General features: G+C 63.4%; 28 protein-coding genes. 15 read left to right on the top strand and 13 right to left on the bottom strand.

Translation table 11 applies throughout. The features are described from left to right. The first annotated feature begins 70 nt into the window (after window positions 1-70). From NKK50_RS27205 to NKK50_RS27185, 5 genes are all read left to right on the top strand, one after another. On the top strand, window positions 71-1,273 hold the full coding sequence (locus NKK50_RS27205) for a phosphoglycerate kinase (protein ID WP_352462188.1): 1,203 nt from the start codon (window positions 71-73) through the stop codon (window positions 1,271-1,273). Window positions 1,274-1,393: 120 nt separating this feature from the next. After that, the gene (locus tag NKK50_RS27200) at window positions 1,394-2,419 is read left to right on the top strand and encodes a class I fructose-bisphosphate aldolase (RefSeq protein ID WP_023745777.1); all 1,026 of its coding nucleotides are present in this window, start codon (window positions 1,394-1,396) and stop codon (window positions 2,417-2,419) included. 174 nt (window positions 2,420-2,593) lie between these two features. Continuing rightward, complete coding sequence (locus tag NKK50_RS27195; RefSeq protein ID WP_352544168.1) at window positions 2,594-3,334, top strand: DUF899 domain-containing protein; 741 nt, start codon at window positions 2,594-2,596, stop codon at window positions 3,332-3,334. A 62-nt stretch (window positions 3,335-3,396) separates the two neighbouring features. Further along, window positions 3,397-4,110, top strand: coding sequence for an SGNH/GDSL hydrolase family protein (locus NKK50_RS27190; protein WP_023745776.1), 714 nt, complete (start codon window positions 3,397-3,399; stop codon window positions 4,108-4,110). A gap of 25 nt (window positions 4,111-4,135) precedes the next feature. Further along, on the top strand, window positions 4,136-4,456 hold the full coding sequence (locus NKK50_RS27185) for a hypothetical protein (protein WP_155924185.1): 321 nt from the start codon (window positions 4,136-4,138) through the stop codon (window positions 4,454-4,456). Between the two features lie 9 nt (window positions 4,457-4,465). Here NKK50_RS27185 and NKK50_RS27180 read toward each other — a convergent pair whose 3' ends face one another. After that, complete coding sequence (locus NKK50_RS27180) at window positions 4,466-4,627, bottom strand: hypothetical protein (protein ID WP_023683991.1); 162 nt, start codon at window positions 4,625-4,627, stop codon at window positions 4,466-4,468. Between the two features lie 204 nt (window positions 4,628-4,831). Here NKK50_RS27180 and NKK50_RS27175 point away from each other — a divergent pair, with 204 nt between their 5' ends. The 3 genes from NKK50_RS27175 (at window position 4,832) to NKK50_RS27165 (ending at window position 6,441) form a co-directional block, all read left to right on the top strand. Continuing rightward, entirely contained in the window at window positions 4,832-5,002 is a 171-nt protein-coding gene (locus NKK50_RS27175) for a hypothetical protein (RefSeq protein WP_023670139.1), read from the top strand. A 182-nt stretch (window positions 5,003-5,184) separates the two neighbouring features. After that, the gene (locus NKK50_RS27170; protein WP_031199867.1) at window positions 5,185-5,595 is read left to right on the top strand and encodes a hypothetical protein; all 411 of its coding nucleotides are present in this window, start codon (window positions 5,185-5,187) and stop codon (window positions 5,593-5,595) included. A 126-nt stretch (window positions 5,596-5,721) separates the two neighbouring features. Beyond that, window positions 5,722-6,441 (top strand): helix-turn-helix transcriptional regulator, encoded by a 720-nt coding sequence (locus tag NKK50_RS27165; RefSeq protein ID WP_023683994.1) that lies wholly within the window; start codon window positions 5,722-5,724, stop codon window positions 6,439-6,441. 63 nt (window positions 6,442-6,504) lie between these two features. Here the strand turns inward: NKK50_RS27165 and NKK50_RS27160 are convergent, their stop codons facing one another. The 3 genes from NKK50_RS27160 to NKK50_RS27150 all read right to left on the bottom strand — a co-directional run bounded on the left by NKK50_RS27160 (window position 6,505) and on the right by NKK50_RS27150 (window position 9,032). Continuing rightward, the gene (locus tag NKK50_RS27160) at window positions 6,505-7,197 is read right to left on the bottom strand and encodes a DUF1013 domain-containing protein (RefSeq protein WP_023670142.1); all 693 of its coding nucleotides are present in this window, start codon (window positions 7,195-7,197) and stop codon (window positions 6,505-6,507) included. 327 nt (window positions 7,198-7,524) lie between these two features. Continuing rightward, window positions 7,525-7,665 carry a DUF1127 domain-containing protein gene (locus NKK50_RS27155; RefSeq protein WP_023670143.1) on the bottom strand — a complete coding sequence of 47 codons (141 nt, stop codon included), beginning with the start codon at window positions 7,663-7,665 and terminating at the stop codon, window positions 7,525-7,527. A 356-nt stretch (window positions 7,666-8,021) separates the two neighbouring features. After that, window positions 8,022-9,032, bottom strand: coding sequence for an NAD(P)H-quinone oxidoreductase (locus tag NKK50_RS27150; RefSeq protein ID WP_032903975.1), 1,011 nt, complete (start codon window positions 9,030-9,032; stop codon window positions 8,022-8,024). Window positions 9,033-9,168: 136 nt separating this feature from the next. Here NKK50_RS27150 and NKK50_RS27145 point away from each other — a divergent pair, with 136 nt between their 5' ends. From NKK50_RS27145 to NKK50_RS27135, 3 genes are all read left to right on the top strand, one after another. Next, window positions 9,169-9,363, top strand: a complete 195-nt coding sequence (locus NKK50_RS27145) for a DUF1192 domain-containing protein (RefSeq protein ID WP_023670145.1) — start codon at window positions 9,169-9,171, stop codon at window positions 9,361-9,363. A 96-nt stretch (window positions 9,364-9,459) separates the two neighbouring features. Next, entirely contained in the window at window positions 9,460-10,698 is a 1,239-nt protein-coding gene (locus NKK50_RS27140; protein WP_352544167.1) for an MFS transporter, read from the top strand. A 32-nt stretch (window positions 10,699-10,730) separates the two neighbouring features. After that, window positions 10,731-10,994 (top strand): ArsR/SmtB family transcription factor, encoded by a 264-nt coding sequence (locus NKK50_RS27135; protein WP_023670147.1) that lies wholly within the window; start codon window positions 10,731-10,733, stop codon window positions 10,992-10,994. 29 nt (window positions 10,995-11,023) lie between these two features. Here the strand turns inward: NKK50_RS27135 and NKK50_RS27130 are convergent, their stop codons facing one another. The 5 genes from NKK50_RS27130 to NKK50_RS27110 form a co-directional block, all read right to left on the bottom strand. Next, window positions 11,024-11,488: an SRPBCC family protein gene (locus NKK50_RS27130; RefSeq protein ID WP_352544166.1), complete on the bottom strand. Its 465-nt coding sequence runs from the start codon at window positions 11,486-11,488 to the stop codon at window positions 11,024-11,026. Window positions 11,489-11,504: 16 nt separating this feature from the next. Next, window positions 11,505-11,879, bottom strand: coding sequence for a nuclear transport factor 2 family protein (locus tag NKK50_RS27125; protein WP_032893136.1), 375 nt, complete (start codon window positions 11,877-11,879; stop codon window positions 11,505-11,507). Between the two features lie 23 nt (window positions 11,880-11,902). Continuing rightward, window positions 11,903-12,229 carry an ArsR/SmtB family transcription factor gene (locus NKK50_RS27120; protein WP_023699361.1) on the bottom strand — a complete coding sequence of 109 codons (327 nt, stop codon included), beginning with the start codon at window positions 12,227-12,229 and terminating at the stop codon, window positions 11,903-11,905. Window positions 12,230-12,234: 5 nt separating this feature from the next. Beyond that, window positions 12,235-12,891 carry a glutathione S-transferase family protein gene (locus tag NKK50_RS27115; RefSeq protein WP_023683999.1) on the bottom strand — a complete coding sequence of 219 codons (657 nt, stop codon included), beginning with the start codon at window positions 12,889-12,891 and terminating at the stop codon, window positions 12,235-12,237. A 116-nt stretch (window positions 12,892-13,007) separates the two neighbouring features. After that, window positions 13,008-13,841, bottom strand: a complete 834-nt coding sequence (locus tag NKK50_RS27110) for an alpha/beta fold hydrolase (RefSeq protein WP_023727309.1) — start codon at window positions 13,839-13,841, stop codon at window positions 13,008-13,010. Between the two features lie 115 nt (window positions 13,842-13,956). Here NKK50_RS27110 and NKK50_RS27105 point away from each other — a divergent pair, with 115 nt between their 5' ends. The 3 genes from NKK50_RS27105 (at window position 13,957) to NKK50_RS27095 (ending at window position 15,404) form a co-directional block, all read left to right on the top strand. After that, window positions 13,957-14,484, top strand: coding sequence for a winged helix-turn-helix transcriptional regulator (locus NKK50_RS27105; RefSeq protein WP_352544165.1), 528 nt, complete (start codon window positions 13,957-13,959; stop codon window positions 14,482-14,484). Between the two features lie 79 nt (window positions 14,485-14,563). Continuing rightward, window positions 14,564-14,797, top strand: a complete 234-nt coding sequence (locus NKK50_RS27100) for a hypothetical protein (protein ID WP_023684002.1) — start codon at window positions 14,564-14,566, stop codon at window positions 14,795-14,797. Window positions 14,798-14,972: 175 nt separating this feature from the next. Then, window positions 14,973-15,404: a GlcG/HbpS family heme-binding protein gene (locus tag NKK50_RS27095; RefSeq protein ID WP_023684003.1), complete on the top strand. Its 432-nt coding sequence runs from the start codon at window positions 14,973-14,975 to the stop codon at window positions 15,402-15,404. Between the two features lie 245 nt (window positions 15,405-15,649). Here NKK50_RS27095 and NKK50_RS27090 read toward each other — a convergent pair whose 3' ends face one another. From NKK50_RS27090 to NKK50_RS27075, 4 genes are all read right to left on the bottom strand, one after another. Further along, complete coding sequence (locus NKK50_RS27090) at window positions 15,650-16,051, bottom strand: hypothetical protein (RefSeq protein ID WP_023670154.1); 402 nt, start codon at window positions 16,049-16,051, stop codon at window positions 15,650-15,652. Window positions 16,052-16,243: 192 nt separating this feature from the next. Further along, window positions 16,244-17,191: an agmatinase gene (locus NKK50_RS27085; protein WP_023816407.1), complete on the bottom strand. Its 948-nt coding sequence runs from the start codon at window positions 17,189-17,191 to the stop codon at window positions 16,244-16,246. 196 nt (window positions 17,192-17,387) lie between these two features. Further along, window positions 17,388-17,570, bottom strand: a complete 183-nt coding sequence (gene rpmF / locus NKK50_RS27080; protein ID WP_008834724.1) for a 50S ribosomal protein L32 — start codon at window positions 17,568-17,570, stop codon at window positions 17,388-17,390. Between the two features lie 153 nt (window positions 17,571-17,723). After that, window positions 17,724-18,431: a transglycosylase domain-containing protein gene (locus tag NKK50_RS27075; protein WP_050586887.1), complete on the bottom strand. Its 708-nt coding sequence runs from the start codon at window positions 18,429-18,431 to the stop codon at window positions 17,724-17,726. Window positions 18,432-18,563: 132 nt separating this feature from the next. Here NKK50_RS27075 and NKK50_RS27070 point away from each other — a divergent pair, with 132 nt between their 5' ends. Beyond that, window positions 18,564-19,481, top strand: coding sequence for a polyprenyl synthetase family protein (locus NKK50_RS27070; RefSeq protein WP_023736994.1), 918 nt, complete (start codon window positions 18,564-18,566; stop codon window positions 19,479-19,481). Window positions 19,482-19,570 lie beyond the last annotated feature (89 nt).

Genomic DNA, 19,570 nt, shown 5'->3' with positions numbered 1-19,570 from the left:
CCGGCTCAAGCCTTGCATCGTCATCGATGCGAGGTATGGTCCCGGCGATTTTCCACGGAAAGGAACCCGCATGGCCGCCTTCAAGACACTCGACGATATCGGCAATATCAGCGGCAAGCGCGTGCTGGTGCGCGTCGACCTCAACGTGCCCGTCGCCGACGGCAAGGTCACCGACGCCACCCGCATCGAACGCATCGCGCCGACCATCGCCGAGCTGTCCGGCAAGGGCGCCAAGGTCATCCTGCTCGCGCATTTCGGCCGCCCGAAGGATGGTCCCTCGCCCGAATTCTCGCTGGAGCCGATCGCCAAGGCTGCCGCGGAGGTGCTTGGCCGCCCCGTCGGCTTTGCCGGCGACTGCGTCGGCGACACGGCGGGCAGTGCGGTCGCCGCCATGAACAAGGGCGATGTGCTGCTGCTGGAAAACACCCGCTTCCACAAGACCGAGGAGAAGAACGACCCGGCCTTTACAGAGCGGCTCGCCGCCAATGGCGATATCTTCGTCAACGACGCCTTTTCCGCCGCCCACCGGGCGCACTCCTCGACCGAAGGCCTGGCGCGGCTGTTGCCGTCCTATGCCGGCCGCACCATGCAGGCCGAGCTCGAGGCGCTGGAGAAGGGGCTCGGCAATCCGGTCCGCCCTGTCGTCGCCATTGTCGGCGGCGCCAAGGTGTCGACCAAGATCGACCTGTTGATGAACCTGGTGAAGAAGGTCGACGCGCTGGTGATCGGCGGCGGCATGGCCAACACTTTTCTCGCCGCGCGTGGCACCGCTGTCGGCAAGTCGCTGTGCGAGCATGACCTTGCCGCGACCGCCAAGCAGATCATGATCGAGGCCGCCGAGGCCGGCTGCGCCATCATCCTGCCTGTCGACGGTGTCGTCGCCAAGGAATTCAAGGCGGGTGCGGCCAGCGAGACCGTTGCCATTTCGGATGTCCCGGCTGACGGCATGATCCTCGATCTCGGCGAAAAGACCGTGAAGACGATCGGTGAATGGATCGACCGCGCCGCGACGCTGGTCTGGAACGGCCCGCTCGGCGCCTTCGAGATCGAGCCTTTCGACCACGCCACGGTGGCGGCGGCCAGGCACGCGGCGGCCCGCACCAGGGCCGGCAAGCTGGTCTCGGTCGCCGGTGGCGGCGATACGGTGGCCGCCCTCAACCATGCCGGCGTCGCCGACGACTTCACCTATGTCTCGACCGCCGGCGGCGCTTTCCTCGAATGGATGGAAGGCAAGCCGCTGCCCGGCGTCGACGTGCTGAAGAAACAAGCCTGACCGGATCGGGGGCGCAAAAACGGACGCCAGGAACTTTCAATCGATTCGAGCTTTCCGATCCCATTCCTTTGGCGGTAGACTTCCGTTACGCGCGGAACGTACCCCCTTAGGAGAAGAAAAATGAGCGAACGTCTCGAAGACATTGCCGCCGCGATGGTGGCCGGCGGCAAGGGCCTGCTGGCCGCCGATGAGAGCTCCGGCACCATCAAGAAGCGCTTCGACGTTATCGGCGTCGAATCGACCGCCGATAGCCGCCGCGACTACCGCGAGATGATGTTCCGCGCCAAGGACGCAATGACGAAGTACATCTCCGGCGTCATTCTCTACGACGAGACCATCCGTCAGAAGGCTGCCGACGGCACGCCTCTGGTCGACATCATCAAGGCGGCGGGCGCCATTCCCGGCATCAAGGTCGATGCCGGCGCCAAGCCACTCGCCGGCTTTCCCGGCGATACCGTTACCGAAGGCCTCGACGGCTTGCGCGAGCGGCTCGCAGATTATTACAAGCTCGGCGCCCGCTTCGCCAAATGGCGCGCGGTGATCGACATCGACACCGGCAAGGGCGTGCCCTCGGTCAATTCGATTGCCTCCAACGCCCATGCGCTGGCCCGCTATGCCGCACTGTGCCAGGAGGCCGGCATCGTGCCGATCGTCGAGCCGGAAGTGCTGATGGACGGCGCGCACGACATCGACACCTGCTACGACATCTCGAAGGCAACGCTGATCAAGCTCTATGACGAGCTGCATGCGGCGCGCGTTGTGCTGGAAGGCACCATCCTGAAGCCGAACATGGTGCTGGCCGGCAGGAAGTCGGGCAAGGTGAGCAGCCCCGAAGAGGTCGCGGAAAAGACCATAAAACTGTTCCGCGAAACCGTACCGGCAGCGGTGCCGGGCATCGCCTTCCTTTCGGGCGGGCAGTCGGACGAGGAGGCGACCGCCAACCTCAACGCCATCAACGCCATCGGGCCGCATCCGTGGAAGCTGACCTTCTCCTATGGCCGCGCCTTGCAGGCCGCCCCACAAAAGGCCTGGAGCGGCAAGGCATCGAACGTCGCCTCCGGCCAGGCCGCCTTCACCCATCGTGCCCACATGAACCATCTGGCGGCGCTGGGACGATGGACGGCGAGCCTCGAACAGGCCGCCTGAGCGCAGTCCTCCCGTTGTCATACAACCCGGGCCGATGCGCCCGGGTTTTGTTTATGACAAGGCGGGCTTGGGACGGAGTTCGCCCATCCTTATCTCCTTTTCGGCAAAAGCTGACGGCGATGTCGGTTTCTGCCCACCCCAAACGTCCTTGGGTGAACAGACAGGGAGAACTTCATGACTCGCAGCAAGGTGGTTTCGCGTGAAGACTGGTTTGAGGCGCACAAGGCGCATCTGGCGCGCGAGAAGGAATTGACACGGTTGCGTGAGCGCATCGCCGCCGAGCGGCGTGAACTGCCCTGGATGAAAATCCGCAAGGACTATGTCTTCGAGACCGAGCAGGGTCCGAAGAACCTGGCCGGACTGTTCGGCGCCAACAGCCAACTGATCGTCTACCACTTCATGATGACGCCAGGATCGAACCACCGCTGCGAAGGCTGCTCCTTCCTTGCCGACCATATAGACGGCGCCGATCAGCATCTCAGGCGCCACGACGTGTCGCTGGTGGTGGTTGCGCGCGCGCCGCTGGCGGAACTGCTGCCTTACAAGCAGCGTATGGGCTGGAAATTCGACTGGGTGTCGTCCTACGCCTCGGATTTCAACTTCGACATGCAGGTCTCCTTCACCGACAAGCAGATCGCGGCCGGCGACACCACCTACAATTTCGAGACGCGTCCGCGCACGTCAAAGGACCTTGCCGGCACCAGTGTTTTCTACAAGGACGAGAACGGCGACATCTTTCTCACCTTTATGTCGCGCGCCCGCGGCGGCGAGGCGCAGATCGGCACCTATGACTATCTCGATATGACGCCGAAGGGCCGCGGCGAAAATGGCCCTTATCAAAGCCTGATGGACTGGGTGCGGCTGCATGACGAATATCAGGAAAAGCAGGCGGCTAAGGAAAACTGCTGCGACTAGAAGCGCGTTCACCTGCGCCCAAACATGCGCTAAGGCTGCCGTTAACCTCTAACGGTACTGCCATGCGCTTCCCGGCCCTTCTTACCTGGCTCGCCTACCCCGTCTATGTCTGGCAGGGCATCGGCGTGCGCCGCCGCACCACCCGCATGCTGCCGGCACAAGGGCCGGTCATGCACGAAATATCGGGCAAGGCGCCGGCCATCTCGCTGCTGGTGCTGGGCGATTCCTCGGCCGCTTCCGTCGGCATCGGCAATTCCGAGAACGGGCTTGCCGCGCAGCTTGCCGTCATGATCGCGCAGCGAACCGGCCTTGCCGTGCGCTGGCGCGCCGCCGGCTTCAACTCGGCAACGTCGGGCCAGATCCGCGACCATGTGCTGCCCAATCTGTCGGCCGATCGGTGGACGCATATAGTGCTGGCCATCGGCACCAACGACACCAAGAATTTCCACTCGGTGCCGCGCTTCAAGAAAGAGTTCGGCGGCCTGCTTTACGCGCTGCGCGCCAAATGGCCGGAGGCCCGCGTCGTCTGGTCGCCGGTGCTGGAATTCACCCGTGCGCCGGCCATGCCGCCGCTGCTCGGCAAGATACTCGAAATCCGCGCTACCGCAATGAACCGCATGGGCGAGCGCCTCTGTTTCGAGCGCGGCGCCGTGCCGGCGCCACGGCTGCCGATCACCAACCCTGAGGCCGGCTTTGCCTCCGATGGCTTTCATGCCTCGGAAGCCGGTTACCGCGCCTGGGCCGAACATCTGGTCGGATGGGTGCTCGCCGATTGACCTGAGGGGGCACAAGCTCGGACTGGTGGGCTTCAGAGAACTGACGCGAGTATTTCCAAATACTGTTGATTGCAGCCTGCTTCCAATGGATCTGAGCCAGAATATCATCCAGCAGCAATGGACGAGCTACGGCCTGGATTCCGAAACCGGCAACGACACCTGCACGCTGACCGGCAACCGCGCCGAATCGAGCAAGCATGTCATTCCGGCCGGCCCGGCCAACGCCACGCCTTTTATTGCGGCGAACCTGCCGGAATTCATGACGACGCGCGGTGGCGATTACTTCTTCGTGCCCAGCCTCAACGCCATCCGGATGATTGCCATGGGAACGGTGGACCCGACCTGACCCTCAAGGCTATGCCCAGTGCCCCAGCGCACCCGCCAGCGCGATGGCCGCCATGGCGATCAGGGCCAGCTTCCAGAAATCGCCGCGCCGCTTCAGGCCCGGCCAGCCGAGCGGCTTGATCAGCTGAATGGCCATCATGCCGATGATGACGAGCGCGAGGAGTTTCGACATGCCCGCCTTTGAGCAGCATCGCGACAGGCTGTCAAAGCGGTTCTTGCATGGTCTCGGTCGACTTGGCCATTCCTGACAAAAGGCTCGTTTCCGAACCGACCGCCAAGCACCTCGCAGCTTTCTTCAACGAGCTGACATGCTCCTGACAGACTGCTGTCAGGAGGGGTATGCGATAGTGTCTCCATCAGAGAAGAGGAGATGGTCATGAACAGCTTTGGTATTTTGAACAGCGTACAGCACTATGTCGGCAAGATCCGCACGATGCGCAATGAAGTCCGTACCCAGCGCTTCCTGAACTCCTTGCCGGCGGACATCCGCAAGGACATTGGCTGGCCGGATATGTATGAGGGTCACAGCCGCATTCGCGAGATCTGAGGCGTTTTACATGACAATGCTTGGATGCGGACCCCGCAACGCCCGGATCATTGACATGGACCCCCGGGCGGCGACGCCTTGGGCTGGCGCAAAGACTTTTGGCGCCTGCTACGGACAATGCTGAAGGCTCCTGACAGAATGCTGTCAGGAGCACCATGCCATAAACGTGTCAGGAGACATGAATGGTGAAAAGCTGGAACGACAGGCTGAACACGCCGGGCGTCAACGGCGTGAAGCCGACGCCACGCACAATGGGCGACGTCGTCGAGGGCCAGCCGATGCTGGTGCCGACGGCCCGTCAGGTCGATGATTTCATCCGCACGATCCCCAACGGCCTCGAGATGGATGTACGCGCCTTGCGCACCGCGCTCGCCATCGAGCATGGGGCGCAAGTGACATGTCCGGTCACCATCGGCTATCATCTGCGAACCGTCGCCGAAGCCGCCAATGAGGATCTCGAACGCGGCATGACGCTGAACGATATCACGCCGTACTGGCGTGTGCTCGACGTGAACACGCCGACAACGAAGAAGTTGTCCTTCGGCGCGGAATTCGTCGCCGTGCAGCGCAAGCGCGAAGGACTTAAACCATAATGCGTGTCGCCCAAAAGTGCGCAGCGGTTTTTGGGAGAACGACAAGCATAAAACAGGACATGGATGTCACCCGGAACCGGTTTTGGCCCCATGACATTCATAGACAAGCAGCCGAGGGACCATACGATGCGACGTGCCGACAGGCTCTTTCAGATCGTGCAGCACCTGCGTGGCGGCCGGCTGGTCACCGCCCAGAAGCTCGGCACATGGCTCGAGGTTTCCGAGCGGACCATCTACCGCGATATCGCCGATTTGCAGTCGACCGGAGTGCCGATCGACGGCGAGGCCGGCGTCGGCTACATGATGAGGGAGGGTTTCGACCTTCCGCCGCTGATGTTCACGCGTGACGAAATCGTCGCGCTGGTCGCCGGCGCCCGCATGGTGCGGGCCTTTGGCGGCGCGGCCATGGCGCGTGCGGCCGACGAGGCGCTGGTCAAGATCGGCGCCGTCCTGCCCGACGCCGAGAAGGACCGCATCGCCCGCACCGAGATCCACACGCCGATGTGGGTGGTGAGCGACGCCGCGCGTGAGGCGATCGACGTGATCGAGCGCGCTGTCGAGAAGCGACAGGTGCTGACCATCGACTACCGCGACGAGGCCGGCCGCGGCACCGGGCGTGACATCCGTCCGCTCGGTCTGTGGTTCTGGGGCAAGGTATGGACGCTGGTTGCCTGGTGCGAGATGCGCGACGATTTCCGCGCCTTCCGCATCGACCGCATCGCCTCGGTGGTCATCGCCGGCCGCATCTTCAAGCCTGAGCGAGGCAAGCAGCTTGCCGACTTCTACCGCGCCGTCGAACGCTCGGAGGACTATGGCATGACGCCGGACCGGGCGGCGCGCAGCTGAGACTTCGATAATCAATGAAAAAGCCCGCTCGAAGCGGGCTTTTTTGATGAACTGTCGCAAACCTTACTCGTCGTCCGCATCTTCCTTCTTGGACTTGAGCGCCGAGAGCTTGGCGAACACGGCGTTTGCGTCGAGCTCGGCATCCTCGTCCTTCGGCTTCTCCGGCGCCGGCACCAGGCGCTCGGTCACGGCAGCCGGCAGCAGCGTGTCGCCGACAGGCTGCGCCTGCTCGCGGCCGCGCGAGGCGCGGTTGACTTCCATGTCGAGGTCGATCTGCGAAGCGAGACCCAGCGTCACCGGGTCCATCGGCTGCAGATTGGCCGAATTCCAGTGCTTGCGCTCGCGGATCTGTTCGATCGTCGACTTGGTCGTGCCGACCAGGCGCGAAATCTGCGCGTCCTTCAATTCCGGATGGTTGCGGACCAGCCACAGGATGGCGTTGGGCCGGTCCTGGCGCTTCGACAGCGGTGTGTAGCGGGGACCCTTGCGCTTGGATTCCGGCACCCGCACCTTGGGGTCGGACAGTTTCAGGCGCTGGTTCGGATCCTTCTCGGCGCGCGCGATCTCGTCGCGGGTCAGCTGTCCGGTCATGATCGGATCCATGCCCTTGATGCCCTGCGCCGATTCGCCGTCGGCGATCGCCTTGACCTCGAGCGGATGCAACCCGCAGAACTGCGCGATCTGCTCGAAGGAAAGCGCGGTGTTGTCGACCAGCCAGACGGCGGTCGCCTTGGGCATCAGCAGCGTATTGGCCATTTCAAAAATCCTTCTCGTTCGCCCGCGTTCCCGCGCGGGCGGTGGTTTAGAGCCACCAAAATGGGAAATTCGCGGCCTGTATAACCGCTCCGCTGCCGTTTCGCAATGTTTTTGGCGCAGGGCGCAGCCCGTCGGACACCGGACAGCGGGGGAGGCCAGGAGGACCTCGGCTCCGGCGATCATTGATGCCGAGTTGTACAGGGGGTCCAAGACGACAAAACCCGCCGGACAGGGTCCAGCGGGCTCGGAACCGGCGACGGGATACCGTCTGCGGCGGCTCTTGCTTCTGCCGCGTGGTCAGGCCTCATCGGCCGACCAGGCTTCGAATTAGATGGCCTTGCGGGCAATCCTCTCGATGTCGCCGCGGCTGATGCCGAGGTCGCTGAGCTGACGGGCGTTGAGCTTGTTCAGCTCGCGCACGGTTTCGTTGTACATACGCCAGTTACGGAAAGCGCGGATCGGGTTCATGGTTGTCCTCCAGTTGTTGGATCAAATCGTTTCGATGACGCTTAGATAGGCAGTGCTGCCCACGAATTGAACAGACGTCTTTGCATAGCCGCAATGCAAATGCTGCATTGCAGCATTAAGCTTGTGTTCATCTTGCCGACAGGCTGAGCGCGGAGCATGGCGCGAGGTTCAGGTCAGGCCGAGCCGAGAATGGCGGCTCCCGAGAACCGGAGCGAAGCGTACTTCAGTACGAAGCACCGGCCTACGCCGGCCGTAGCCTTAACTGCCGCAACGCCTCATGAGGGCTTCGGCCGGCGAAGGCCGGAAGCGCAGGGAGCCGCCATTCGCAGGCCGGCCTCACCTGAATCTCGCCCCATCTAGCCGACGTCGAGAACGATCTTGCCTATATGCTCGCCCTCTTCCATGCGCTCATGCGCCCGCCAGGCGTCGGTCAGCGGGAAGATCATGTCCATCACCGGCGCTACCTTCCGGGTGCCGAGCAGCGGCCACACCTGTGCTTCCAGTGCGGCGGCGAGCGCCGCCTTGAACTCGACCGTGCGAGGCCGCAGCGTCGAGCCGGTGTGGGTCAGCCGCTTGACCATGATTTTCGAGAAATCGGCGCTCGCCACCGCGCCGGCCTGGACGGCGATCTGGACGATCCTGCCCTCGACCGCGGCGGCCTCGTAGTTGCGCGCGATATAGTCGCCGCCGACCATGTCGAGAATGACGTCGGCCCCCTTGCCGCCGGTCGCATCCTTGACCGCCGCGACGAAATCCTCCTCGCGGTAGTTGATCGCCCGGTCGGCGCCGAGTTTCAGGCAGGCGTCGCATTTTTCCTTGCTGCCGGCGGTGGTGACGACATAGGCGCCGAAGGCCGACGCCAGCTGGATCGCCGTGGTGCCGATGCCCGATGAGCCGCCATGGACCAGCAGCGTCTCACCCTTTTTCAGGCCGCCGCGCTCGAACACATTGTGCCAGACGGTGAAATAGTTTTCCGGAACCGCGGCCGCCTCCGTGTGGGTGAAGCCGGCGGGCAGCGGCAGCACGCTGCCGGCATGAACCTTGACATATTCGGCATAACCGCCCCCCGGCGTCAGCGCGCAGACCCGGTCGCCGATGCGCCAGCGCGATATGTCGTCGCCAAGGACGGCCACTTCGCCCGATGCCTCGAGACCGGGCAGGTCGGAAGCGCCGGGCGGCGCCGGATAGGCGCCCTTGCGCTGCTGCACGTCGGGGCGGTTGACGCCGGCCGCACGCACCCGGATCAGGATTTCGCCGGGACCAGGCACCGGCACGTCGCGCGTTTCCGGTTTCAGCACCCGCGGCCCGCCCGGTTGCGAGATTGCAATGGCCGTCATCGTGGCTGGAATTTTATGTCCGCTCGCCATGAAATTTCCCGTCTCGGTCCGCCGGCTGCCAGCTTCTTGCCGGCTGTTTGCATCTACGCCCCTGCCCTATGTATGCTGATTGCCGGATCAGGCAAATGGCCAAATCAGCCCCAATACTGAATAGGGAGGAGCGACGATGGCGATCTTCGACGACGAACCCAAGAAGAAAGCCCGCCCGCATGAGATCGGACAGGATCTGTCGCTGCTTTCGGTCGGTGACCTGACCGAACGGATCAGCATCCTGCGCGAGGAGATTGCCCGGCTCGAAGCCGAGCTCCAGACCAAGGGCAGCACCAAATCGGCGGCCGAAGCCCTGTTTCGCCGCGGCTAGTTTTCGCGTTAGTTTCGGCGTTGAGCATCCGCCGCCGAAAAGCCCGAATGCGCCTGTCTTCAGACCCCGCCACCGAATCTCCAGACGGATCAAACAATGTTTGCAAGCTACAGGCCGATCCTCTCGCTGCTTCGCGGCACCGCTTTCCTGCTCGCGGCTTCGGGATTGCACGGCCTGTTGTTGCCGTTGCGCGGCCAGCTCGAAGGGTTTTCGACCGCATCGCTCGGCCTGATGGGCACGGCCTGGGCCGGTGGCTTCGTCACCGGCTGCTTCTTCGCACCGCGCCTGGTGCGCCGCGCCGGCCACGTCCGGGCGTTCGGCGCCTTTGCCGCTTCGGGCGCCATCGTGGCGTTGCTTACCGGCCTGATCATCGACGAATATGTCTGGATCCTGCTGCGCGCCTTCACCGGCTTCACCATGGCCGGAGCCTTCATGGTCATCGAAAGCTGGCTGAACGAGAAGGCCACCAACGAGAACCGCGGCACCGTCTTCGGCCTCTACATGATGGTCACCTATGCCTCGATCATGGGCGGCCAGATGATCGTTGCCGGCGGCGACGTCAGATCGGCATCGCTGTTCATGATCACCGGCATATTGTTCTGCCTGTCGCTGATCCCGACCGCGGTGTCGTCGGCTTCGTCTCCCAAGCCTTTGCAGGACGTCAAGCTCGACGTCAAAGGTCTCTACGCCAACTCGCCGGTGTCGGCGATCGCCTGCCTGTTGGTCGGCATCGCCAATGGCGCCTGGGGCACGCTTGGCGCCGTCTACGGCGCCCGTATCGGCATCTCCACCGCCCAGATCGCACTGATGATGAGCCTTGTCGTTATTGCCGGCGCGGCCATGCAGCTTCCGGCCGGACGCCTCTCCGACAAGACCGACCGCCGTTTCGTGCTGGCGGGCGCGGCTTTCGGCGCCGCACTGTTCGCCATCCTGATCTTCCTGTTCGAACCGCGTTCCGCCGTCCTCGTCATTGTCTTCGCCGCCGCCTACGGCGCCTTTGCCTACACGCTCTATTCGATCGCCGTGGCGCATGCCAACGACCACGCCCGATCGGAGGGTTTCGTCAAGGTCTCGGGCGGCCTGCTGCTTCTGTATGGCTTCGGAACCATGATCGGGCCCCTGCTGGCTGCCGCCCTGATGGGTTGGCTCCGCCCCGAAGGCCTGTTCCTGGCCACCGCGCTGGCGCATCTCAGCCTCGCCGCCTACACGTTGCTGCGCATCAGCCGCCGCGCGCCGGTGCCGATCGAAGACCGCGACGCCTTCAAGACCCAGCCGGCCGATCGCTCGGTCACCCCTGAAGCACTGCGGCTCAGAAAAGCGGAAGCCGACGGTTGAGATTTGAAAAGCTTTGCCCCACAAGTATAGGCATGATCTTTTCTGACGCCTTCATGGCGATTGCGGACCCCAACCGGCGCTATCTTCTGGAAGAGCTCCGGCGTGGCCCGAAAACCGTCAACGAACTGGCTTCGGGCCTGCCAGTCTCCCGCCCGGCCGTGTCCCAGCATTTGAAAGTGTTGCTGGACGCCGGTCTGGTTCAGGCCAAGGCCGAGGGCACGAGGCGGGTCTATACAGTCAGCAGTGGCGGCTTCCTCAAGCTCAATATTTGGCTTGATCAGTTCTGGGAAGCATAGGCCGCGATTCCAGCTCGCCTCCCTGGCTTTCAAGTGTCCGTTGCCAGCGCCTTGCCCAGCGCATCGAGCAGGAATCCGGTACCATGCTCGCGCGATGACGGTGTGTCGTGCCCATCGAGAAACGCGCCCTGCTCGGTGAGCACCAGACGCGTGCCCGTGCCTTCCGGGCGAAGCTCAATTGTCGCCAGCGAAACCGAGATTCTGACATCACCGAACAGCATGTCGTAGCTGTAGACGATGCGCTGGTTGGGCACGATGTCCTGATAGGTGGCGGTATAGGTGTGGATCGGCCCGTCCTTCGGCCCGCCGGCATTGACCTCCTGGCCGCCGACGCAAAAATCCATTTCGTGCCTGTGGGTCATCGGGTTGTCGGGGTCGGCGAACCAGCGCCGCTTGGCGGCCGGATCGCTGAGCGCGAAATAGACTTTCGCCGGCGCAACTGGATAGAGGCGCTCGAGGACCAAGGTGGAGTGGACGACGGATCGTTCGGCCATGGTCGGGTCCTCTTGGTCAGCTTGATGGTTTCTGCGCGACGAAGACGCCGTCGCGATAGGACGCGCCGAAATAGACTTCGACGGCGCGCAACCTGTCGCCATGGAACAGATGCAGTTCGGTGTTGCGGAAGGTCTTTCCGTCCGCCGTCTCGCAGCGATAGAGGACAAAGGCGGCGTCCTCGTCCTCGCATATCCGCTCGATGACGATCGAGCTGAAGGCCGGGCTGTCCGGCCAGCAGCGCTCGAAATAGGTCGCACGGTCGATGGCGTCGTCATAGGGGCTGGTGAAGGTGAAATCGTCGGCGAGCACCGCCGCGACGGCAGCCTTGTTATTCGCCTGGTAGGCGGAAAAATAGCCGCGGATCAACTCCGCTCTGCTTTTGCCGGGCATGGTCATTTCTCCTCTGCTTCAGGTCATTCGGTCCCGGCGAGAAAATCGCCGAGCCGGTCGAGCCGACGCTCCCATGTCAGCCGCCGTTCGTTGATCCAGTGTTCTGCGCTGCGCAGCGCCTGCGGCGCGATCTGGCAGGTGCGCACGCGGCCGAGCTTTTCCGAGCGCACCAGCCCGCTTGCTTCGAGCACGTTGAGATGCTGGACGACGGCCGACAGCGACATCGCCAGCGGTTCGGCCAACTGGCTGACCGAGGCCGGCCCACGCGACAGCCGTTCGACCATGCTGCGCCTGGCCGGGTCTGCGAGCGCCTGGAACATCAGGTCGAGCTGGGCGGGATCGTGCAGCATCGCGATCAGCCGTTATTGTAGGGAAAGAACTTGAAGTAGGGCTGCGCCTCCTCGACCACCCGGGCGAAGGACGGCCGCTTGAGCAGGCGGTCGTGGTAGTGTTTCACGGCCGGATAGCTGTCGCCGAACGGCTCGACCTTGTTGGCGTAGAACAGCGCCGGCGAGGCCGCGCAGTCGGCCATGGTGAAGGTGGGGCCGGCCGCCCAGATTTTCGAACGCATCTCCTCCTCGATGATCGCATAGGCGTTGCGCAGTTGCGCGCGCGCTTCCTCGACCCCGAACGGATCGGTCTTGTCCTGCGGGCGCAACCTGTCGCCGACGATCTTCTGCATCGGAGCCTGCACGTAGAAATCGTAGAAACGGTCGGCCTGGCGGACCTGGAGAGCAAGGTCGGCCTCGGCCGGGATGAGCTCGACCGGCCCGGGATAATGCGCCGCCAGATATTCGATGACGATGGTCGATTCCAGCACCGTGCGATTGCGTGCATCGTCACGCAGCGCCGGCATCTTGCCGGTCGGCGACACCTTCAGGAATGCTGCCCGCGACTGCTCGTCGCCGAGGTCGACGATAACCGGCGTGAAGGGCGTGTCGTTCTCGTAGAACGCAATCAGCGGTTTCCAGCAGAACGATGCCAGCGGATGGAAATGGAAGGTCAGGGACATTTTTTGCTCGTCTGTTTGTGGTTCGCCGATGCTGGAGCGGTGCCAGCCTGCGCCGACACTGAAGCAATTACTTAACTATTTCCGTGAGGCGAATGTGTCAAGGTTCCAGACTGCCTTCAGGGTTTGGTATGCGTGACGATGGCGGCAACGATCGTGCCCCAGTCGTCGGGATGCAGTTCGTGGCCACCGCCTTCGACGCGGACAAGCCGCCCGCCGGCAACAGCGTCGGCAAGGGCTGCGCCATGCTCGACCGGAAAGATCGGATCCGATGTCCCGTGAATGACGAGCAGCGGAACCTTGATCTCGCGCAGGCGTCCTTTCAGATCCTCGCAGCTCTTCAGCATGAAATGGTTAGTCGCGCTCAGGAAGCCGCCGGATCGGTCGTAGTCCCGTTCGACGAACGCCCGCATCGCCTTCTCGTCGAAGGGATGCGCGGTGCTGGCGATCGCACGCGCATCCTTGACGACGAAGCCGACCACCTGGTCGCGGTTCGACCAGTCGACTCTGGCGCCATCGGCCGAGTGCTCCATATAGGCTTCGGTCGTTCCCGGCAGCTGCGATGTGTCGATCCCCACCGGCGAACTGCTGATTACGGTCAGCGAGATGACACGCAAGGGATGTTTCAACACCAGTCGTTGCGCGATCATGCCGCCCATCGACATCCCGATCACATGCGCCTTGCCGATGCCGCAACTGTCGAGGACGCGCACCGCATCGTCCGCCATGTCGTCGAACGTATACGGCGGCTCGCCCGGCGTATATTTGGTCGACAGGCCGGTGTCACGATTGTCGTAGCGGATCACGAAGTGGCCTTCGCCGGCGAGCTTTTTGCAGAGCGCCTCCGGCCACCAGAGCATCGAGGCCATGGCGCCCATGATCAGCAGAATGGCTGGATCTCCGGGATCGCCAAACGTCTGGGAGACGATTTCGGGTGCTGCGGCCCTTGTCATGGGACTCTCCTCCTATCGGCCAATCAAAGGCCAATCAAACTGGTTGCATTTTGCAATCGGTTGCACGATAATAAAACTGATACGATAATGCAACCGGTTTTTTGAGGAGAGTCGGATGAAAACCGAACACCGCTCGGGATGCCCTATCAATCTGTCGCTGGAAGTGTTCGGCGATCGCTGGAGCCTGATCATCCTGCGCGACATGATTTTTGGCGGCAAACGCCGCTTTCGCGAACTGCTCAACGGCTCGATCGAGGGCATCGCTTCCAATATCCTGGCCGACCGGATGAAGCGGCTGATGGAACTCGGCATGCTGACCAAGGCCGACGACCCCTCGCACAAGCAGAAGGCGATCTACAGCCTGACCGAGATGGCCATCACGCTGGTGCCGATCATGGCGCATCTCGGCGCTTGGGGCCGCGTCTGGCTGCCGGTGAGCGAGGAGCTTTCGATCCGCGCCGAGCTGCTGGAGAAAGGCGGGCCGCCAATGTGGGAGCAGTTCATGGACGAGTTGCGCCACGACCATCTGGGCACGCCTGTCGCCACACCCGCGCAGCCTTCCGTCCGCGCTACATTGCAGGCCGGATATGAGGCGGTGGTAGCCCGCAAGGCGTCGAGCGGCATCGAGGCCCCGGCCGCTTGACCAACTTATTTCCCCATTATCAGGCCGGCTCTGCTATCAAGGGGCTGAAAAACATAATTTACGGGATTGGATAACGCTCTTGGTCGAGAACTCTAAGGATACTGCCCGCGCCAGGGCAGATATGCGTTTCAAGAAGCAGGAAGAGGCAGCCACGGTGCGGCAAAAGGCGATGGCGGAGTATGTCGCCGAGGCCGACGCCCGCCAGGCCAAGACCAACAAGCTCCGGGCATTGCGCCTTGCCAAGGAAGCGGAAGACCTCGCCAACGCCCCTGCCGTTCCGGTCAAGAAAGCGCCCCGAGCCAAGAAAAAATAGCGCGGCCTTCTTCATCGACGCCCGATCTGGATGCCGGCGGATCGTATCCGCCATGTGCCACGATCAGCAATGCCCGCCATTTCCGCTTTCCCACGCGAAGCAATTTCAACCGCAACCGGGATTTCGCATCCCGCATGTCAGGCGATGATTGACGCGTTTTGATCAGGAGACAGCCATGACCGCACTGACCCTCGAAAAAGCCAAGCACATCATCGACGCCGCCTTCGCCAAGGGCGCCGAGCTGAAGCTCAAGCCGCTCGGCGTTTCCGTGCTGGACGCCGGCGCGCATCTCGTCGCCTTCCAGCGTCAGGACGGAGCCTCGTTCCTGCGCCCGCAAATGTCGGCCGGCAAGGCCTATGGCGCGCTCGCCATCGGGATGGGCTCGCGCCGTGTCGAGGCTTTCGCCAAGGAGCGGCCGCATCTCGTCGCCGGCATTTCCGACGTCTCGGGTGGACGCGTGTTGCCAGTCGTCGGCGGCGTGCTGATCCGCGACAAGGCAGGCGCCGCCATCGGCGCCGTCGGAATTTCGGGCGATACGTCGGACAATGACGAGGCCGCCGCCATCGCTGGCATCGAAGCCGCCGGCTTCACCGCCGATCCGGGCTGAGGGGGAGCTTCGTCATCCCAGGGCGAAGCAGGAGCGAAGCTCCGTCGCGAAGACCCCGGGATCCATGCCGCGACCTTTGCCGCAAGTGTAAGCGGAGCAGAATTCTGAACCGTTGCAACGCCTTAGCTTCACGGAATGGATCCCAAGGTCTGCGCCGCGTCGCTTCGCTCCTTGCTTCGCCCCAGGAGGACCAGAAAGAGCAGCCACGCCAATCGCGAACGGATGCGACCATCCAACGAAGGCGGCTAGTTCAAATTTATGTCTCTACTCGCCGACCGCATCGACACCGAAAACCCGGCCAGCACATCGAACAGGGCGATCACCATCAGCGTGAAGAAGACGGAGTGCGCCGCGCCCTTCACCAGCAGGAACTCGACCAGGAACGCCACGAAGACCAGCGTCGACAACAGATGGTCCATGATCGAGGCGTTCGTGGTGCGCACCGACTTCACCATTTCGAGGAACAGGAAGATCAGCCCGATCACCACCATCAGGTCGCCGAGCGTCATCGAGAACACCCCGCCCGACATCATGCTGAACGAGAAGATCTCGGTCGCCCACGGATCGTCGCCGCTGCCGAATATTCCGAGGAGTCCGAGATTGTAGGCCACGAAGGGCACGATCAGCAGCGGGATGGCACCGAACATCAGGCGTCTCCTCTAGCAATTCCAGGAAAGCGGTTTCCCAAGGAATTGCCTAAACAATGGGGGCACCTTCTGTAGAATGCCCCGCAGGCACGCCGTCAAGATTTTTCGCTAGCGCCCGCAAACACGGAAAAAGACCGCGCGAAACAACCCTGTCAGCCACAGTTGCCCCGGCTGACCACCGACACGCCGGATTCAGCGCTTGAACTGGCCTGTCCGCACGGCGGCGCCGATAGCGTTGAGGATGAAAAGGCCGGCGGTCATCGAGGTGATCTCGTTGACGTCGCGCGCCGGCGCGATCTCGACGATGTCGATGCCGACGACACGTCCCTTGGCGAACAGCCCCTTGATCAGTTCGATCGTCTGCCGGTAGCTGATGCCGCCAGGCGCCGGCCCTTCGACCGCCGGCATGACAGCGGGATCGAGACCGTCGGCATCGATGGTCAGGTAATAGCGGCCACGGTCCGGGATGCCCTTGAGCAGCGCCGCCGTACCGATATCCTGCCATTCATTGGCGGTGACGATGTTGGAGCCGTAGGCGCGGGCCGCCTCGACCTCCTCGAGCCGGGCGCTGCCCTGGCCGCGGATGCCGAGCTGGAAAATCCCGGCTATATGCGCCATCTCCGAAGCGCGGCGGATGGGGCTGGAATAGCCTTCCCTGACCCCGTTGACATTGTCGCGCCAGTCGAGATGGGCATCGATCTGAACCAGGGTGATCGGCCCTTCGCCGTCAAGCGCCCGCAGGATCGGGATCGGAACGCCGTGATCGCCGCCAATGGTGATCGGCAAGGCGCCGGCGACGCGGATCTTTCGGATCGCCGCTTCGGCCAACCTGTAGTGGCCGCCGGCGGCATCGCCGGGGACATCGCCGACATCGACCACCTTGACGTCCTGCCCGTCGAACAGGGTTCCGCCAATGTCGAAATCATAGCGGTCGAGCCCGAGGCTGATGCGCTGCGAGGCGCGCCGCACCGCGGTCGGCGCGTTGGTCTGGTCGTTGACCAGCTCGTCGATCGTGTAGGGACTGCCGTAAGGCATGCCGATGATGGCGACATCCGCCTTCAGCGCATCGAGGTCCTCGACCAGCGGGAAGTTCATGAAGGTCTGGAAGATATCGCGCGGTGCTGTGGTGAGCTTGGTCATGCGGTCCCTCTGAAGCCGGCCGATCATCGCGCGGAAGCGCCGCGACAAGGCATCACTCAATACAGCACCGCCGCCGCAGCTTGTATCGCCACGGACGCCCGGTCTTTGGCATAGTTGGCGGCGCGGCGCGCACCAAACGCAAAAAAACCGGCCAATGGCCGGTTCTTTTGGCATTCAAACCCTTCGAAAGCTGGTCTCAGCTTTCCTTGGGCGTCAGCACCTGGCGACCGCGATACATGCCGGTCTTCAGGTCGATATGGTGCGGGCGGCGCATTTCGCCGGAATTCTTGTCCTCGACATAGGTCGGGGCCTTGAGAGCGTCGGCCGAGCGGCGCATGCCGCGCTTGGACGGAGAGGTTTTTCGTTTCGGAACGGCCATGGATATGCTCCACTACATGGTCAAAATGCCCCGATAGCCCTCGTGAAAGGGCCGCGTCAGGGCCATAATCTGAGAAAGTCGGGTGCCTATACACGCCCTGCGCCGTTTTGGCCAGCACCGTGGCGATTTTTTTTGAGCCGGCAGCGGTTCGACCTAATCAAGACAACCGACATACGCGCCCGAACGGCCGGCGCGGCGTTCGATCAGCGACGCCAGCCGCCGCAGCCCCGGACCGGGCTTGGCCGGATTGCGGGCGATCGGATTGGGCAACGAGACGGCGAGCAAAGCCGCCTGCCGCCGCGACAGCTGTTTGGCCGAAACGCCGAAATGATGCTGCGCCGCCGCCTCGATGCCGTAAATGCCCGGCCCCCATTCGGCGATGTTGAGATAAATTTCCATGATCCGCCGTTTCGACATCACCGCATCGAAATAGACGGCCAGCGGCAGTTCGACCACCTTGCGCACCGAGCCCAGCGGCCGCGACCACAGGAAAAGGTTCTTCACAGTCTGCATGGTGATGGTCGAGGCGCCGCGCGTCGCCTCGCCGGCCAGCGCATCGTCGACGACGCCGCGCAATTCGCCGAGATCGATGCCGCGATGGAAGCAGAACTGACCGTCCTCCGACATGATCACCGAATTGGCCAGCACCGGCGACACATCGTCGATCGACACCCAACGCCGGTCGTAACCGGAGAAGGTCGCGAGGTCTTTGACCATCAAGGTCGATATCGGATGCACGAAGGACGGCAGATAGAGGAAAGTCAGCCCAATGGGTATCGCCGCCAGCACGACGGCGACGACCAGGCCGCGCCGTGCCAGGCGCTTCAGACCGGCGCGGTTCACGCGCCTTGGTCGCGCCATCTCAAACCCTTCGGTTTCATGATCGACGATCGGTTCCGTCAAGCCGCCCCCACCCGCGCCACTCTCCCGCCTCCGGCATAATGGCGCGAGGCTTCTTGCGCAACGTCTGAGTGTCGGCTACCGCTCCCGGCCATGACGAAAGACGAGCAATTGGCCTTTGAGGCCGCACTTCTGGGGCGGGCGGCGGCGATCGAGGCCGGGCTCAGGCTGCTGCTCGACGGCCGCACGCTTGCCGGCGAGATCGCCCGACCGGAGCGTCTGATGGCGGCCATGCGCCATGGCGTGCTGAACGGCGGCAAGCGGCTGCGCCCCTTCCTGGTCATGGAAAGTGCCGCCCTTTTTGGCGCCGATGGCGAGGCGGCGATGCGCGTGGCGGCGGCGCTCGAATGCGTGCATTGCTATTCGCTGATCCATGACGATCTGCCTGCCATGGACGACGACGATCTGCGCCGCGGCCAGCCGACCGTGCACAAGGCCTTCGATGAAGCCACCGCCATCCTTGCCGGCGATGCGCTTCTGACGCTTGCCTTCGATGTCCTCGCCGATGAGGCGACGGCGCTGCCGGCGGAGCGCAGGGCGGCACTGGTGCTGGCGCTGGCGCGCGCGGCCGGCACTGGGGGCATGGTCGGCGGGCAGACGCTCGATCTCGAAGCCGAGCGCAGCAGGCCGGACGAAGCCGGCATTATCCGGCTGCAGGCGATGAAAACCGGCGCGCTGATCCGCTTCGCCTGCGAAGCCGGCGCGATCATTGCCGGCGCCGCACCGCAGGACCGCGACCGGCTGGCCGAATTCGGCTCGGCGGTCGGGCTTGCCTTCCAGCTTGCGGACGACCTGCTCGACCTGACCGCCGATGCCAGCCAGATGGGCAAGGCGACCGGCAAGGACGCAGCCGCCGGCAAGGCGACGCTGGTGGCGCTGCATGGCGCGAACTGGGCGCGCAGCCAGCTCCATGGGCTGGTCAAGCAGGCCCATGAATTGCTCGAGCCTTACGGTGAACAGGCGGCCTTGCTGAAGGCAGCGGCAAGCTTCGTGGCAATCCGCAACAACTGAGGTTTGGGCAATCGGATGCCGAACCGTTTTCGGAATTTTGTCGGCCTTGCGCTGCCTTGCTTGGTGTCTCTCAAATGCCCCAAAGCAAC

Origin of the sequence: Mesorhizobium sp. M0001, from assembly GCF_040324255.1 — a bacterium.
Lineage (GTDB): Bacteria > Pseudomonadota > Alphaproteobacteria > Rhizobiales > Rhizobiaceae > Mesorhizobium.
This window is presented reverse-complemented; position numbering and strand designations above follow the sequence as displayed.

Coding starts and splice junctions, on each gene's coding strand:
- rpmF (WP_008834724.1), bottom strand. CDS start 17,570: ATGGCCGTTCCGAAACGAAAAACCTCTCCGTCCAAGCGCGGCATGCGC.
- NKK50_RS27125 (WP_032893136.1), bottom strand. CDS start 11,879: ATGCCCGGCAAAAGCAGAGCGGAGTTGATCCGCGGCTATTTTTCCGCC.
- NKK50_RS27070 (WP_023736994.1), top strand. CDS start 18,564: ATGACGAAAGACGAGCAATTGGCCTTTGAGGCCGCACTTCTGGGGCGG.
- NKK50_RS27095 (WP_023684003.1), top strand. CDS start 14,973: ATGACCGCACTGACCCTCGAAAAAGCCAAGCACATCATCGACGCCGCC.
- NKK50_RS27090 (WP_023670154.1), bottom strand. CDS start 16,051: ATGTTCGGTGCCATCCCGCTGCTGATCGTGCCCTTCGTGGCCTACAAT.
- NKK50_RS27110 (WP_023727309.1), bottom strand. CDS start 13,841: ATGACAAGGGCCGCAGCACCCGAAATCGTCTCCCAGACGTTTGGCGAT.
- NKK50_RS27180 (WP_023683991.1), bottom strand. CDS start 4,627: ATGTCGAAACTCCTCGCGCTCGTCATCATCGGCATGATGGCCATTCAG.
- NKK50_RS27150 (WP_032903975.1), bottom strand. CDS start 9,032: ATGGCGAGCGGACATAAAATTCCAGCCACGATGACGGCCATTGCAATC.
- NKK50_RS27135 (WP_023670147.1), top strand. CDS start 10,731: ATGATCTTTTCTGACGCCTTCATGGCGATTGCGGACCCCAACCGGCGC.
- NKK50_RS27205 (WP_352462188.1), top strand. CDS start 71: ATGGCCGCCTTCAAGACACTCGACGATATCGGCAATATCAGCGGCAAG.
- NKK50_RS27140 (WP_352544167.1), top strand. CDS start 9,460: ATGTTTGCAAGCTACAGGCCGATCCTCTCGCTGCTTCGCGGCACCGCT.
- NKK50_RS27120 (WP_023699361.1), bottom strand. CDS start 12,229: ATGCTGCACGATCCCGCCCAGCTCGACCTGATGTTCCAGGCGCTCGCA.
- NKK50_RS27170 (WP_031199867.1), top strand. CDS start 5,185: ATGGTGAAAAGCTGGAACGACAGGCTGAACACGCCGGGCGTCAACGGC.
- NKK50_RS27160 (WP_023670142.1), bottom strand. CDS start 7,197: ATGGCCAATACGCTGCTGATGCCCAAGGCGACCGCCGTCTGGCTGGTC.
- NKK50_RS27115 (WP_023683999.1), bottom strand. CDS start 12,891: ATGTCCCTGACCTTCCATTTCCATCCGCTGGCATCGTTCTGCTGGAAA.
- NKK50_RS27155 (WP_023670143.1), bottom strand. CDS start 7,665: ATGAACCCGATCCGCGCTTTCCGTAACTGGCGTATGTACAACGAAACC.
- NKK50_RS27200 (WP_023745777.1), top strand. CDS start 1,394: ATGAGCGAACGTCTCGAAGACATTGCCGCCGCGATGGTGGCCGGCGGC.
- NKK50_RS27085 (WP_023816407.1), bottom strand. CDS start 17,191: ATGACCAAGCTCACCACAGCACCGCGCGATATCTTCCAGACCTTCATG.
- NKK50_RS27105 (WP_352544165.1), top strand. CDS start 13,957: ATGAAAACCGAACACCGCTCGGGATGCCCTATCAATCTGTCGCTGGAA.
- NKK50_RS27130 (WP_352544166.1), bottom strand. CDS start 11,488: ATGGCCGAACGATCCGTCGTCCACTCCACCTTGGTCCTCGAGCGCCTC.
- NKK50_RS27145 (WP_023670145.1), top strand. CDS start 9,169: ATGGCGATCTTCGACGACGAACCCAAGAAGAAAGCCCGCCCGCATGAG.
- NKK50_RS27175 (WP_023670139.1), top strand. CDS start 4,832: ATGAACAGCTTTGGTATTTTGAACAGCGTACAGCACTATGTCGGCAAG.
- NKK50_RS27195 (WP_352544168.1), top strand. CDS start 2,594: ATGACTCGCAGCAAGGTGGTTTCGCGTGAAGACTGGTTTGAGGCGCAC.
- NKK50_RS27190 (WP_023745776.1), top strand. CDS start 3,397: ATGCGCTTCCCGGCCCTTCTTACCTGGCTCGCCTACCCCGTCTATGTC.
- NKK50_RS27075 (WP_050586887.1), bottom strand. CDS start 18,431: ATGGCGCGACCAAGGCGCGTGAACCGCGCCGGTCTGAAGCGCCTGGCA.
- NKK50_RS27165 (WP_023683994.1), top strand. CDS start 5,722: ATGCGACGTGCCGACAGGCTCTTTCAGATCGTGCAGCACCTGCGTGGC.